We start from the raw sequence: 13,526 nt of genomic DNA, 5'->3' as shown, positions 1-13,526 counted from the left end.
CCGGCGGGGCCTGTTTCGGCCACATCACCGGAGCGTCGGCGTGACGGTACCGTCGTTGAAAGCCTTACAGCAATAGCCGTGAAAGCGTCGGCAAGAACTTCCAGCGGGAGCTTTCCGGGCAGGGGCGGACGAGTCCGGCGGCCGAGGAGGGCACGCCGACGTCCGGCGGCCGCGGGACGGGCCGCCGGACGTCTCAGTCAGTGCTTCAGCAACTGCTCTTGCCCGCGTACACCGCGAGGGCGGTGTTGCCGCCGAGGGTCGCGGTGAGCCGGCCCGAACCGTCCACCGTCACCGGCTTGTTGCTCTGCACGTCGCAGTACGTGCCTGCCGGGAGGGAGGTCTGGTAGGTGCGGGCCAGGGAGCCGGACTCGTGGTTGATCGCCACGAAGCCCTTGCTGCCCCGGCCGAAGGCGATGGCGTCGCCGCCGTTGTCCCACCAGTCGGTGACGGCCTGGCCGCGGGTGGCGTTGCGGAAGCCGACCATCGACCTGATCTCCGGCCAGTTGTGCTGGCACTTCCAGCCGCTCTGCCAGCAGGCGTCCACGCGCCCGCCGTTGGGCGGTCCGGCGTCGTGGTTCGTGAACTCGTAGCCGGAGTTGATGTCCGGGGCGCCGTAGGGCCAGGCCAGCATGAACACGTTGGCCAGGGTGTAGTTGGCGTTGTCCTTGTAGCTGAGCGTGGAGCCGTTGCGCTCGGTGTCGTGGTTGTCGACGAAGACTCCGGCGGAGCCGCTCTTCAGGTAGCCCCAGTCCTCGCCGTAGTTCTTCAGGTAGGCGAGGTTCTCGTTGTTGAAGACCCGCTTGAGGTCGTAGGCGTAGCGGAACTCCTGGACGTCTCCGGTGCCGGTGTACTCGCCGGGCTGGACGGCCTCGCCGGCGCCGTAGATGACCTCCTGCTTCCAGTAGGCGGAGGGGTTGTTCAGGCGGGACTTGATGTTGGCCAGGTCGGCGGCCGGGATGTGCTTGGCCGCGTCGATGCGGAAGCCGTCCACACCGAGGGAGAGCAGGTCGTTCATGTACCCGGCGATGGTCTTGCGGACGTACTCTTCGCCGGTGTCGAGGTCGGACAGGCCGACCAGTTCGCAGTTCTGGACGTTCCAGCGGTCGCCGTAGTTGTTGATCTCCGACGTGCAGTTGTCGAAGTCGTAGGACGAGTAAAGGCCCGGGTAGTCGTACTTCGTGTACGACGAGCCGCCGGTGCCCGTGCCGCTGCCGGCGGACATGTGGTTGATGACGGTGTCGGCGACGACCTTCACCCCGGCCGCGTGACACGTGTCCACCATGTTCTTGAAGGCGGTGCGGTCGCCCAGACGTCCGGCGATCTTGTAGCTCACCGGCTGGTACGAGGCCCACCACTGCGAACCTTGTATGTGCTCGGCGGGCGGGGAGACCTGCACGTATCCGTAGCCCGCGGGGCCGAGGGTGGTGGTGCACTCGCGGGCGACGGAGGCGAAGTTCCATTCGAAGAGGACGGCCGTGACGTCCTTGGAGCCGGGCGGGGACGCCTCAGCCACTGTCGGGGTCATGACAGCCGAGGCGGCCGCGAGGGCGGCGATCCCGGCGAGGGTTCTGCGTGCCATGTGGGGATCCTTCTTCATCGAAGGGTGTGGGGAGTACCGCCACAGGGTGGTTGAAGCTTCTTGCAGAAAAGTTCAGCAACCTTGCGGCAACGCAGATGTTAGAGGCCCGCAACCCGAAAGGGCAGCGGGCCGTACCAACTTGAAGGAAAAAAGTTGCGAGGCGTACGACCGTCAGGCCGTCGTCCACCACACGGTGGTGTCGGCCGCGACCACGGCCTCGCCGCCCGTCTCCTCCACCTCTCCGCTGGCGATCAGCACCCGTCCGTGGGCGGGCACGGTCACCGGGGCTCCCGTGGTGTTGGCGACGCACACGAAGTCCCCTCGCCGGAAGGCCAGCACGCCCTCGGGCGCCGACAGCCACTCCACCGCGTCGCCCGCGCCCAGGTCCGCCTGCTCGCGGCGCACGGCGAGCGCCGAGCGGTACAGCTCCAGCGTGGAGCCGGGCACCCCGGTCTGCGCCTCGACGCTCAGCTCGCCCCAGCCCTCCGGCTGCGGCAGCCAGCTGCCGCCGTCGCCGAAGCCGTACGAGGAGCCCTCGCGGGTCCACGGGATCGGCACCCGGCAGCCGTCGCGGTAGCCGTCCTGGCCCGCGCCCCGGAAGTACGCCGGGTCCTGGCGCACCTCGTCCGGCAGGTCGACGACGTCCGGCAGGCCCAGCTCCTCGCCCTGGTAGACGTAGGCCGAGCCGGGCAGCGCCAGCATCAGCAGGGTCGCCGCGCGGGCCCGGCGCAGGCCCAGCTCACGGTCGCCGGCCTCGCGGATCTGGGTGCCCAGGCCGGCCGGGTTGGCGAAGCGGGTGGCGTGCCGGGTGACGTCGTGGTTGGACAGCACCCAGGTGGCCGGGGCCCCCACCGGGCGCATCGAGTCCAGGGTCCGGTCGACGACCTCGCGCAGCTCGGCCGCGTCCCAGTGGGTCGCCAGGTACTGGAAGTTGAACGCCTGGTGCAGCTCGTCCGGGCGGACGTAGTTGGCGGTGCGCTCGACGGTCGGCGTCCACGCCTCGGCGACGAAGATCCGCTCACCGCTGTACTCGTCGAGGATGAGCCGCCACTGCCGGTAGATGTCGTGCACGCCGTCCTGGTCGAAGAACGGGGTGACATCGTTGCCCAGCATCCGCAGCTCGTCGTGCGAACCCAGGTCCGGCAGGCCCTCGGCCTTCACCATGCCGTGGGCCACGTCGATGCGGAAGCCGTCCACACCCATGTCCAGCCAGAAGCGCAGGATGGAGCGGAACTCGTCGCCGACCGCCGGGTGCTCCCAGTTGAAGTCGGGCTGCTCGGGCGCGAAGAGGTGCAGGTACCACTCGCCGGGGGTGCCGTCGGGCTCGGTGACCCGGGTCCAGGCCGGGCCGCCGAAGATCGACTCCCAGTCGTTGGGCGGCAGTTCGCCGTTCTCGCCCTTGCCGGGGCGGAAGTGGTAGCGCTCCCGCAGCGGCGAACCGGGACCCTCCGCGAGGGCGCGCTTGAACCACTCGTGCTGGTCGGAGGAGTGGTTGGGCACCAGGTCCACGATGATCCGCAGGCCCAGCGCGTGGGCGTCACGGATCAGCGCGTCCGCGTCGAGCAGGGTGCCGAACATCGGGTCGACGGCGCGATAGTCGGCGACGTCGTAACCGGCGTCGGCCTGCGGCGATGCGTAGAAGGGGCTCAGCCAGACGGCGTCCACACCGAGGTCGCGCAGGTACGGCAGACGGGAGCGGATGCCTTCCAGGTCGCCCATGCCGTCGCCGTTGCTGTCGGCGAAGCTGCGCGGGTACACCTGGTAGATCACCGCGTCCCGCCACCAGTCACGGCGCCGCGCGACGGTGGCGACGGCCGAGTCGGTCGTGGGGGTCGGGGCCGGGGCGGCGGAGTGCTGGCTCATGTCGTCCTTGATACGAGTTCGGGCGTGAAAGCGGAGTGGGGGCGGGGTCGAAAAGACGAGGCGGCCGCGATGACAGCGGGGTCGGATGGCCACGCGACCGCCTCGGACCCAGGGAGGGGCAGCGCCCCCTAAGGGGCGCGGGGCTCTGTCGATGTGCGGCTCCGCCGCGTGGGCGCGACCAGCCACGACGAACGCCGCAGCCGGCCGACGGCAGAAGTCCCCCGGACTTACCCCTTGGTGCCACCGGCCGTCAGGCCGGCGACGAGATTCTTCTGCACGAGATAGAAGAACGCGGACACAGGTATCGCGATCAGCACAGCCGTCGCGGCCATCAGATTCCGCTGAGCGTCGTGCTCACTCACGAAACTCTGCAGACCCACCGCCAGCGTGTACTTCTTGTCGTCGAGCATGAACGTCGTGGCGAAGGCGACCTCGCCGAACGCGGTGATGAAGCTGTAGAACGCGGCGACCGCGAGTCCCGGCTTGGCGAGCGGCAGGATCAGCCGCGTGAACGTGCCGAACGGGGTCAGTCCGTCGACGCGTCCCGCCTCGTCGATCTCGAACGGGATGGTGTCGAAATAGCCCTTCATCAGCCAGGCGCAGTACGGCACCGCCGTGGAGCAGTACACGAGGATCAGGCCGAGGTAGGTGTCGATGAGCTGGAGGTCCGACAGGATCTGGTACATCGGGACCATCAGCACGGCCACCGGGAACATCTGGGTGACCAGCAGTACCCACATGAACTTCTTGTAGCCCGGGAAGCGCATGCGGGAGACCGCGTAGCCGGTGGTGGCCGCCACCAGGACGCCGATGACCGTGGTCCCGAGGGACACGATCAGCGAGCTCTTCAGCCAGTCGAAGAAGTTCGTGTTCTGCAGCACGAACGAGTAGTTGTCCAGTGTCATTTTGCCCCAGATCCCGCCGGGACGCAGATAGTCGTCCTTGTCGGGGCCGAGGGACAGGAACACCAGCCAGGCGACCGGGAACAGCGCGATCAGGCTGGCCACGATCAGGATGCCGTGGGAGGTGAGGCGGCCCAGAGGGCTGACCTCACCGCGCCGGCGGCCCTTGCGGGGCGCGGCGGTCCGCTCGCCGGCGGGCGGGCCGGCCTCGGCGGCGGTGGGGAGGGTCGAGGTGCTCATGAAGACTCCCGCCTCAGATCGCGAGCTGCTGGTCGTTGCGGTTCAGCCAGCGGCGGTAGAAGGACGTGAAGACGATCAGGACGGCCAGCAGCAGCATGCCGTAGGCCGCGGACTCGGCGAACTCGCGCGGCTGCTGTCCGAAGCCGAGCTGGTAGGCCCAGGTCACGAGGATCTGCGCGTCCGGGGCGGTGTTGCCGAACAGCAGGAAGATGATCGCGAACTGGTTGAACGTCCAGATGATGCCGAGCAGCACCACGGTGGAGCTGACCGAGCGCAGGCCGGGCAGGGTGACGTGACGGAACCGCTGCCAGGCGCTCGCGCCGTCCATCTCGGCGGCCTCGTAGAGGGTGCTGTCGATGGACTGCAGTCCGCCGAGCAGGGAGACCATCATGAACGGCACACCGCACCAGGTGTTGACCATGATCGCCGCGAACCGCTGCCAGAAGGAGTCCTCCAGCCACGCCGGGGTGGGCAGGCCGAGGAAGTCGAGGCCGGAGTTGATGATGCCTGCGTCCGCGAGCATGAAGCGCCAGCCGAAGACGGTGACGAAGGTCGGCACGGCCCAGGGCAGGATGAGGATCAGCCGGTAGAGGGTGCGGCCGCGCAGCTTCTGGTTGAGCAGCAGCGCGAGGCCCAGACCGATGCCGTAGTGCAGGGCGACACAGGCGGCCGTCCACACGATCGTCCAGATGAAGTGCGACCAGAACCGGTCGTAGGAGGTCTCGCCCCACAGGATGTCGGCGTAGTTGTCGAGGCCGATGAACTTGTAGGTGGCCTCGATCTCGTTGACGCCGATGGTGCGTGCCGAGTTGAGGCTGTCCGCGTCGGTGAGCGTGAGGTAGAAGCCGTAAGCCAGGGGGTACAGGACGATGACGCCGAGCACGACGGCCACCGGCGCGACCATGGCGTAGGCGTACCAGTGCTTCTGGTAGGAGTGCTTCAGGCGCTGGCCCGGCCCGGGGCGGGGCGCGCGGTCACCGCGGCGCTTGCCGGTCGCGCGGTCGATGGCGACTGTCATGGTTCGGCACCTTCTGGATGATCAAGGAGTACGGCACACAGGCCGGCGGCCGCCGGACCCTCCCCTCCTGGAAGCGGGTCCGGCGGCCACACGGGCATTACTTGGAGAAGTCCGGCACCAGCTTGGTGAACGCGGCCTCCGCGTCGCTCAGACCCTTGTCCAGGGACTCCTTGCCGCTGGCGACCTGCGGCAGCTCGTCGTCCATCGGGCCCCACAGGGAGCTGTACTCGGGCAGCGCCGGGCGCGGCTGGGCGGCCGAGAGGACCGTCTGGTAGCCGGCGATGCCGGGGTCGGCCTTGACCTGCTCGGTGTAGGCGTCGTCGCGCGTCGGCAGCGTGGAGTTCTTCAGCGCGATGGTCTCCTGCGCCTTCGCCGAGGTCATGAACTTCACGAACTTCAGCGCGGCCTCCTGCTTCTCCTTGCTGGAGCCGGCGTAGACCGAGAGGTTGTGACCGCCGGTGGGGGCGCCCGCCTTGCCCGCGGAGCCGGCCGGGACGGTGGCGATGCCGAGGTTGTTCTTGTCCTTGAAGGCGGAACCCTTGTAGAAGTTGGTGATCTCCCACGGGCCCTGGATGATCGAGGCGACCTTGCCGTTGACGAAGGCGTCCTGGATGTGGGCGTAGGCGTCGGCGGTCACGTCGGCCTTGTGCAGGCCCTTGCCCTCGAAGAGGCTCAGCCAGGTGCCGTAGCCCTTCTCGGCCTCGGCGGACTTGATCGTGATCTTCTTGGCCTCGGCGTCGACCATGTCGGTGCCCTCGCCGTAGAGGAACGGCTGGGCGTAGTAGCCGGCCGTGGAGCCCCAGTAGCCGTCGACGCCGGTCTTCGCCTTGATCGTGGCGGCGGCCTTCTTCAGGTCGTCCCAGGTCTTGGGGGCCTCGACGCCGGCCTTGGCGAACAGCGCCTTGTTGTACACGAACGCGAGGGTGTCCGTGGTGAACGGGACGCCGTACGTCTTGCCCTCGTACTTGGCCTGCTCGAGCAGGTTGGGCTTGAACTTGTCCTGCTCGGCGAGCGCCTCGGTGCCGTCGAGGGGCAGGAAGAAGCCCTTCTTGGCGAACGCGGGGGTCCAGCCGACCTCGGAGCGCAGCACGTCGGGGGCGCCCTTGGAACCGGCGGCGGTGTCGAACTTGTTCTGCGCCTGGTCGAACGGCACGTTGACGAAGTTGACCTTGATGTCCTTGTTGGCGGCCTCGAACTCCTTGACCAGGGCCTTGTACGTCGGCGCCTCGTTGGTCGCGTTGGAGGTGTCCCACCAGGTGATGGTGACCGGGCCGCCGGCCTTGTCGCCGCTGTCGCTGTCGCCGCCGCAGGCCGTCGCCGCGAGGGCGAGGGACGCCACCAGCGCGGTGGCCGCTATGCCACGCCGCATGAGGTTCTCCTTGAGGGTTAAGCCCGTGAGGCGGGAACGGCCCCGTCTGCCGTCCCGCGAGGTGCCGACTGCGCCGTTGCGGCGGCCGGGCGACGTGAACGTAACAGCGTTGGAACGTTTCCGAAAGACCTTGCAGAAAAGTTTTGCAAGGACCCGCGACAGTTATGCCGCCGTGACCCGTTCTCGACCGTCGCGCAACCCTGGATTCCGCCCGTACGCCTGGGGTTCGGACTGTTGTGCAAGACTCTGCAAGCACTTGCCATCCGTTGCCGCCGGGGGAATCATCCCTTGCGGAGCGGACGCCGACCACGACTTGAGGGATCGCGATGAGCCAGCAGCCCACCACGGGCCGTCCCACGGCGCGCACCAGGCGTCCGATCGGTGTGCAAGGCGACAACCGGCAGATACAGTCCGGTCCTGTGACCACACGGCTTGCTGATATCGCTGCTCAGGCGGGGGTGAGCGAGGCGACCGTCAGCCGGGTCCTGAACGGGAAGCCGGGCGTCGCCGCCACCACCCGCCAGTCCGTGCTCGCCGCCCTGGACGTGCTGGGCTACGAGCGCCCGGTGCGGCTGAGGCAGCGCAGCGAGGGTCTCGTCGGGCTCATCACGCCCGAGTTGGAGAACCCGATCTTCCCGGCGCTGGCCCAGGTGATCGGACAGGCGCTGACCCGCCAGGGCTACACCCCCGTGCTCGCCACCCAGACCCCCGGCGGCTCGACCGAGGACGAGCTGACCGAGATGCTCGTGGACCGCGGGGTCGCCGGCATCATCTACGTCTCCGGACTGCACGCCGACACCAACGCCGACATGCAGCGCTACGAGCGGCTGCGGGCGCAGGGCGTGCCGTTCGTGCTCGTGGACGGTTTCTCGCCGAAGGTGCAGGCGCCGTTCATCTCCCCCGACGACCGGGCCGCGATGGCGCTGGCCGTCACCCACCTCGCGTCCCTCGGGCACACCCGGATCGGTCTCGCGCTCGGGCCGAAGCGGTTCGTGCCGGTGCAGCGCAAGATAGAGGGCTTCGTCCGGGCCGTGCAGGAGCAGTCGGGGCTGAGCGCCGAGACGGTCGAGACGGAGCTGATCCAGCACTCGCTCTACACGCTGGAGGGCGGCCAGGCCGCGGCCAGCGCGCTGATGGACCGGGACTGCACGGCCGTGGTGTGCGCGAGCGACATGATGGCGCTGGGCGCGATCCGGGCGGCCCGGCAGCGCGGTCTCGAAGTGCCGGACGACATCTCGGTGGTCGGCTTCGACGACTCGCCGCTGATCGCCTTCACCGACCCGCCGCTGACCACCGTCCGCAAGCCGGTCCCGGCGATGGGCCAGGCGGCGGTGCGCACGCTGCTGGAGGAGATCGGCGGAACGCCCGCGCCGCACAGCGAGTTCGTGTTCATGCCCGAGCTGGTGGTGCGGGGCTCGACGGCGTCGGCGCCCGGGGAACGCAATCGTCCCTGAGACGGAGAGCGGGCGCCGGTGCGCCCTGCCCGAGGAGGAGACGGACGGCCTGTTCCCGGGGCAGAACATGCGGGTCGGACCCGCCCGGGGGATGATCTGACCGAGAGGTCTTTTCTGGCAGACTCTGTGCCCATGGGTGACGCGACCGTGACCACGCTGGAAGGCCGCGAGCCGGCCGCAGCGAGCCCCGTCGAGGAGGCGGCGGCGACGGGTCGTCTGCGCCGTCTTCGCGCTCCTCGCCGGCCCCGGCTCTGGTTCGAGATCCTGCTGATCGCGGTGAGTTACGCGACGTACTCGCTCGTACGCAACGCGGTGCCCGAGCAGCGGGCGGAGGCGCTGCGCAACGCCGACCTGATCTGGCGGCTCGAGGGCCAACTCGGCGCGGCTTTCGAGGAGTCCGTGAACCACGCGGTGAACTCGGTGACTTGGCTCGTCGTCGGGATGAACTACTACTACGCGACCCTGCACTTCGTGGTGACGCTGGGTGTGCTGGTGTGGCTGTACCGCAGACACCCCGGCCGGTACGCGGCGACCCGGCTGGTCCTGTTCGTCACCACGGGTTTCGCCCTGGTCGGCTTCTACCTCTTCCCGCTGGCCCCGCCCCGGCTGATGAACGGCCAGAACTTCATCGACACCGTGCTGGTCCACCAGACCTGGGGGTCGATGGCCTCGGGTGACATGAAGAACGTCTCCAACCAGTACGCGGCGATGCCGTCCATGCACATCGGCTGGTCGCTGTGGTGCGGGCTCACGCTCTTCGCGCTGGCCTCGGTGCCGTGGGTGCGGGTGCTGGGCCTGGTGTACCCGGTGCTCACCCTGGTGGTCATCGTCGCCACCGCCAACCACTTCTGGCTGGACGCGGTCGGCGGCGTCCTGTGCCTCGCCGTCGGCTACGGCGTCGCCCACGCCTGGTACGGCCGCCGCCCCTCCGCGCTCCCCCGGCACCTCCCGGAACCGGCCGCGCCCGCCGCCCCCGAACACGTCCCGCTGCAGAAACAGCCCTGACGCCCGGGCGCGGCCCGCCTACGCGCCGCCGTAGAACAGCTCCTCCACCACGCCCCGGGCGCGGCGCGCCGTGCGGCGGTAGGCGTCGAGCATGTCGCCCGCGTGGCCGGGGCCGTAGCCCAGGTAGCGGCCGACGGCGGCCAGCTCGCGCGGCACCGTCGGGAAGGTGTCCCCCGCCCGGCCACGGACCAGCATCACCGCGTTGCGGACGCGGGTGGCGAGCACCCATGCCTCGTCGAGGGTCTCCGCGTCCTCCTCGGACACCAGCCCGGCCTCGCGCGCGGCGGCCAGCGCCTCGCGGGTGCGGGTCGTCCGCAGCCCCGGCACCTGAGCCGCGTGCCGCAGCTGGAGCAGCTGCACCGTCCACTCCACGTCGGACAGCCCGCCCGGCCCCAGCTTGGCGTGCAGCTTGGGGTCTGCGCCGCGCGGCAGGCGTTCGGACTCCATACGGGCCTTCAGCCGCCGGATCTCCCGGACCGCGTCCTCGTCCAGCCCGCCGGACGGGTACCGCAGCGGGCCGATCAGCTCCATGAAGCGGCGGCCCAGCTCCTCGTCCCCGGCGACGGGCTCGGCGCGCAGCAGCGCGTGCCGCTCCCACACCAGCGCCCAGCGCCGGTAGTACGCCTCGTAGGAGCCGAGGGTGCGCACCAGCGGGCCCGACTTGCCCTCCGGACGCAGGTCGGCGTCGATCAGCAGCGGCGGGTCGGCGCTGGGCACCTGGAGCAGCCTGCGCATCTCCGCGACCACCTTGTTCGCGGCCTCGGCCGCCTCCCGCTCGCCCACGCCCTCACGCGGCTCGTGCACGAAGAGGACGTCCGCGTCGGAGCCGTAGCCCAGCTCGTGCCCGCCGAAGCGGCCCATGCCGATGACCGTGAACCGGGTGGGGAGGGTGTCCCCCCAGCCCTCGCGGACCACCGCGCGCAGCGTGCCGGCGAGGGTGGCGGCGGTCAGGTCGGACACCGCGCCCCCGACCAGGTCCACGAGGGCGCCCTGGTCGGCCTCGGCGGGCTGGGACTCGGTGCCGTAGGAGCCGACGATGTCGGCGGCGGCGGTGCGGAACAGTTCGCGGCGGCGCACCCCACGGGCGGCGGTGACGCCCTGGACGGCGTTGTCGGCGCGCCGGACGGCGGCGAGGACCTCCTGCTCCAGTGAGGCGCGGGAGCGCGGGGTGAGGCCGCCGCCGTCCCCGTCGCCGAGCAGGGCGACCGCCTCGGGGGCGCGCATCAGCAGGTCGGGGGCGAGCCGCCCGGCGGACAGCACCCGGGCGAGGTTCTCCGCGGCGGCGCCCTCGTCGCGCAGCAGCCGCAGGTACCACGGGGTCTTGCCGAGGGCGTCGGAGACCTTGCGGAAGTTCAGCAGGCCCGCGTCGGGGTCGGCGGAGTCCGCGAACCAGCCGAGCAGCACCGGCAGCAGGGTGCGCTGGATGGCGGCCTTGCGGGTGACGCCGGAGGCGAGGGCCTCCAGGTGGCGCAGCGCGGCGGCGGGGTCGGCGTAGCCGAGGGCGACCATGCGTTCGCGGGCGGCCTCCGCGCTGAGCCGGGCCTCGCCGGGGGCCAGCGCGGCGACGGCGTCGAGCAGCGGCCGGTAGAACAGCTTCTCGTGCAGCCGCCGCACCACGGTGGTGTGGCGCCGCCACTCGCGGGTCAGTTCGGTGACCGGGTCGGTGCGCAGGCCCAGGGAGCGGCCGAGGCGCCGCAGGTCGGCCTGGTCCTCGGGCACGAGGTGGGTGCGGCGCAGCCGGTGGAGCTGGATGCGGTGCTCCAGGGAGCGCAGGAAGCGGTACGCCTCGTCGAGCTGGGCGGCGTCCGCCCGGCCGACGTAGCCGCCGGCGGCGAGCGCCTTGAGCGCGTCGAGGGTGGTGCCGCTGCGCAGGGAGGCGTCGGAGCGGCCGTGCACCAGCTGGAGCAGCTGCACGGCGAACTCGACGTCCCTCAGGCCGCCGGGGCCGAGCTTGAGCTGGCGGTCGACCTCGGCGGCGGGGATGTTCGCCACGACCCGGCGGCGCATCTCCTGCACGTCGGCGACGAAGTTCTCCCGCTCGGCGGCCTTCCACACCAGGGGCCGCAGCGCGGCCGTGTACTCCTCGCCGAGGGCGAGGTCGCCGGCGACCGGGCGGGCCTTGAGCAGCGCCTGGAACTCCCACGTCTTGGCCCAGCGCTGGTAGTAGGCGAGGTGGGAGGCGAGGGTGCGGACCAGCGGTCCGTTGCGGCCCTCGGGGCGGAGGTTGGCGTCGACGGGCCAGATGGAGCCCTCGACGGTGGTCTCCGAACAGATCCGCATCATGTGCGAGGCGAGCCGGGTGGCGGCGCGCAGCGCCTTGTCCTCGTCGGCGTCGCCGGCCGCCTCGCCGACGAAGATGACGTCGACGTCGGAGACGTAGTTCAGCTCGTGGCCGCCGCACTTGCCCATCGCGATCACCGCGAGCCGGCACATCTCGGCGTCCTCGGGCGCGTCCGCCTCGGCCAGGGCGAGGGCGGCGCGGAGGGTGGCGGTGGCCAGGTCGGCGAGCTCGGCGGCGGTCTGGGAGACCTCGACGGTGCCGCAGACGTCGCGGGCGGCTATGGACAGCAGGCAGCGGCGGTAGGAGACGCGCAGCGCGACCGGGTCGGCGGCGTCGGCGAGGCCGCGTTCGAACTCCTCCACGCCGGGGTGCAGGTCGCGCGGCTCGTAGGTGACGAGGGCCTGCCAGTCGCGGGGGTGCCGGGCGAGGTGCTCGGCGAGCGCCTCGGAGGCGCCGAGCACCCCGAGGAGGCGGTCGCGCAGCGGCTTGGCCGCTATCACCGTGTCCAGCAGCTCCTGGCGGTCGGTGGCGCCGTCCTGCGCCTCCAGCAGCCGCACCAGACCGTGCAGGGCGAGGTCGGGGTCGGCGGTGCCGCCGAGGGCGTCCAGCAGCACCGGGTCGTTGCGGACGGTCGCCAGCTCGGGGCTGTCGAGGAGGCGTTCGGCGGCCGACGGATCGGTGAAGCCGTGCCGCAGCAGCCGCGTGAAGATACTGCTCCTGCGCCCCGGCGCCGACGTCATCCCCGGCCTCCCTCGTGCCTCGGTTCAGGGTCGTACGGTCCTGAGCCTATCCGGAGGACGCGATCACGGCCCTGGGGCGGCCCGCGCTGAATTCCGGGGCCGGACGGGGTCCGATGGGCAGACCACGGCCTCGCGGTCGCGTCCTTCCGACCGTCGGGGAGTTCCCATGACCGACGTTCCCGACACCCCCGCCGCGCCGGAAGGCCGCGTCGCCCCCCCGCTACAGCGACCCGACGGCCGGGGCGCCGCCCTGGACGGAGGTGGAGCGGCTGATCGCGGAGGCTGAGCTGTTCTGGATCTCCACGGTGCGTCCCGACGGTCGGCCGCACGTCGTGCCGACCACCGGCGTCAACCCCTGGGCACGGGGCTACGACGTGGTCGTGGAGGGCCGCGCGGAACGCGTCACGGACGACGCGCGTCTGCGCGGTCTGGCCGCCCTGTGGGAGGAGGAGTTCGGCGACTTCTGGCACTTCGAGGTGAGGGAGGGCCATCTCCACCACGGTCCCGGCCGCGCCGTGGTCTTCTCGGTGGCGCCGCGCACCGTTTTCGGTTTCGGTAAGGGAGAGCCGTTCAGCCGGACCCGGTGGCGGTTCGCCTGACGCGGTACCCGACGAAGGAGCTCGGAGGCTCTCATGGACGTGACCCTCGAAGTGATCCCGCTGCCGGTGAGCGACATCGACCGGGCCCGGGACTTCTACCGGGACAAGGTCGGCTTCCACGTCGACATCGACCAGGAGGTCATGCCGGGCATGCGGATCGTCCAGCTGACCCCGCCCGGCTCCGGCTGCTCGATCGCCCTGGGCCAAAGCATCTGGGAGATGACCCCGGGCCCCGCCCCGGCCCCCGGCACCTACCAGGGCCTGCAGCTCTGCGTCGCCGACATCGAGAAGGCCCACGCGGAGTTCGTCGCGCGCGGCCTGGAGATCTCCGAGCCGGTCCGCTACGCCGACTCCGACGGCGCGACCTTCATGCACTTCACGGACCCCGACGGCAACGGCTGGGCGGTCCAGGAGTACCGCCGCCGCGCGACGGAGCCGCTGCACAAGGTCCTGACGGACCAGGCGGAGGGGTGAGG

10 protein-coding genes are annotated in these 13,526 nt (G+C 70.8%); 4 read left to right on the top strand and 6 right to left on the bottom strand.

Annotation, left to right across the window (positions count from 1 at the left end; translation table 11 throughout):
* Positions 1–205 precede the first annotated feature (205 nt).
* From ACQZOG_RS07550 to ACQZOG_RS07530, 5 genes are all read right to left on the bottom strand, one after another.
* Positions 206–1,579, bottom strand: a complete 1,374-nt coding sequence (locus ACQZOG_RS07550; protein WP_193467562.1) for an alpha-amylase — start codon at positions 1,577–1,579, stop codon at positions 206–208.
* 171 nt (positions 1,580–1,750) lie between these two features.
* Positions 1,751–3,442 (bottom strand): glycoside hydrolase family 13 protein, encoded by a 1,692-nt coding sequence (locus ACQZOG_RS07545; protein ID WP_033272884.1) that lies wholly within the window; start codon positions 3,440–3,442, stop codon positions 1,751–1,753.
* 227 nt (positions 3,443–3,669) lie between these two features.
* The gene (locus ACQZOG_RS07540) at positions 3,670–4,584 is read right to left on the bottom strand and encodes a sugar ABC transporter permease (protein ID WP_037639182.1); all 915 of its coding nucleotides are present in this window, start codon (positions 4,582–4,584) and stop codon (positions 3,670–3,672) included.
* Between the two features lie 13 nt (positions 4,585–4,597).
* Entirely contained in the window at positions 4,598–5,602 is a 1,005-nt protein-coding gene (locus ACQZOG_RS07535; protein WP_037639183.1) for a carbohydrate ABC transporter permease, read from the bottom strand.
* A gap of 97 nt (positions 5,603–5,699) precedes the next feature.
* A complete protein-coding gene (locus ACQZOG_RS07530) occupies positions 5,700–6,971 on the bottom strand; it encodes an extracellular solute-binding protein (protein ID WP_033272881.1) in 1,272 nt (423 codons plus the stop codon).
* A 419-nt stretch (positions 6,972–7,390) separates the two neighbouring features.
* On the opposite strand from ACQZOG_RS07530, the gene ACQZOG_RS07525 reads away from it, so the two are divergent.
* Both ACQZOG_RS07525 and ACQZOG_RS07520 read left to right on the top strand, forming a co-directional pair.
* Positions 7,391–8,425 (top strand): LacI family DNA-binding transcriptional regulator, encoded by a 1,035-nt coding sequence (locus ACQZOG_RS07525; protein WP_037643752.1) that lies wholly within the window; start codon positions 7,391–7,393, stop codon positions 8,423–8,425.
* 132 nt (positions 8,426–8,557) lie between these two features.
* Positions 8,558–9,430: a phosphatase PAP2 family protein gene (locus ACQZOG_RS07520; protein WP_033272880.1), complete on the top strand. Its 873-nt coding sequence runs from the start codon at positions 8,558–8,560 to the stop codon at positions 9,428–9,430.
* An 18-nt stretch (positions 9,431–9,448) separates the two neighbouring features.
* Here the strand turns inward: ACQZOG_RS07520 and ACQZOG_RS07515 are convergent, their stop codons facing one another.
* Positions 9,449–12,451 (bottom strand): bifunctional [glutamine synthetase] adenylyltransferase/[glutamine synthetase]-adenylyl-L-tyrosine phosphorylase, encoded by a 3,003-nt coding sequence (locus ACQZOG_RS07515; RefSeq protein ID WP_033272879.1) that lies wholly within the window; start codon positions 12,449–12,451, stop codon positions 9,449–9,451.
* Between the two features lie 260 nt (positions 12,452–12,711).
* On the opposite strand from ACQZOG_RS07515, the gene ACQZOG_RS07510 reads away from it, so the two are divergent.
* Together ACQZOG_RS07510 and ACQZOG_RS07505 are read left to right on the top strand one after the other, a co-directional pair.
* Positions 12,712–13,050, top strand: a complete 339-nt coding sequence (locus ACQZOG_RS07510; RefSeq protein ID WP_193467561.1) for a pyridoxamine 5'-phosphate oxidase family protein — start codon at positions 12,712–12,714, stop codon at positions 13,048–13,050.
* 33 nt (positions 13,051–13,083) lie between these two features.
* Positions 13,084–13,524 carry a VOC family protein gene (locus ACQZOG_RS07505; protein ID WP_033272878.1) on the top strand — a complete coding sequence of 147 codons (441 nt, stop codon included), beginning with the start codon at positions 13,084–13,086 and terminating at the stop codon, positions 13,522–13,524.
* Positions 13,525–13,526 lie beyond the last annotated feature (2 nt).

This window comes from Streptomyces sp. P13-3-3 (assembly GCF_050571355.1).
Taxonomy (GTDB): Bacteria; Actinomycetota; Actinomycetes; order Streptomycetales; family Streptomycetaceae; genus Streptomyces; species Streptomyces althioticus.
Note: the sequence above shows the minus strand (reverse complement) of the source record. Positions and strands in the feature narration are given on the sequence as shown.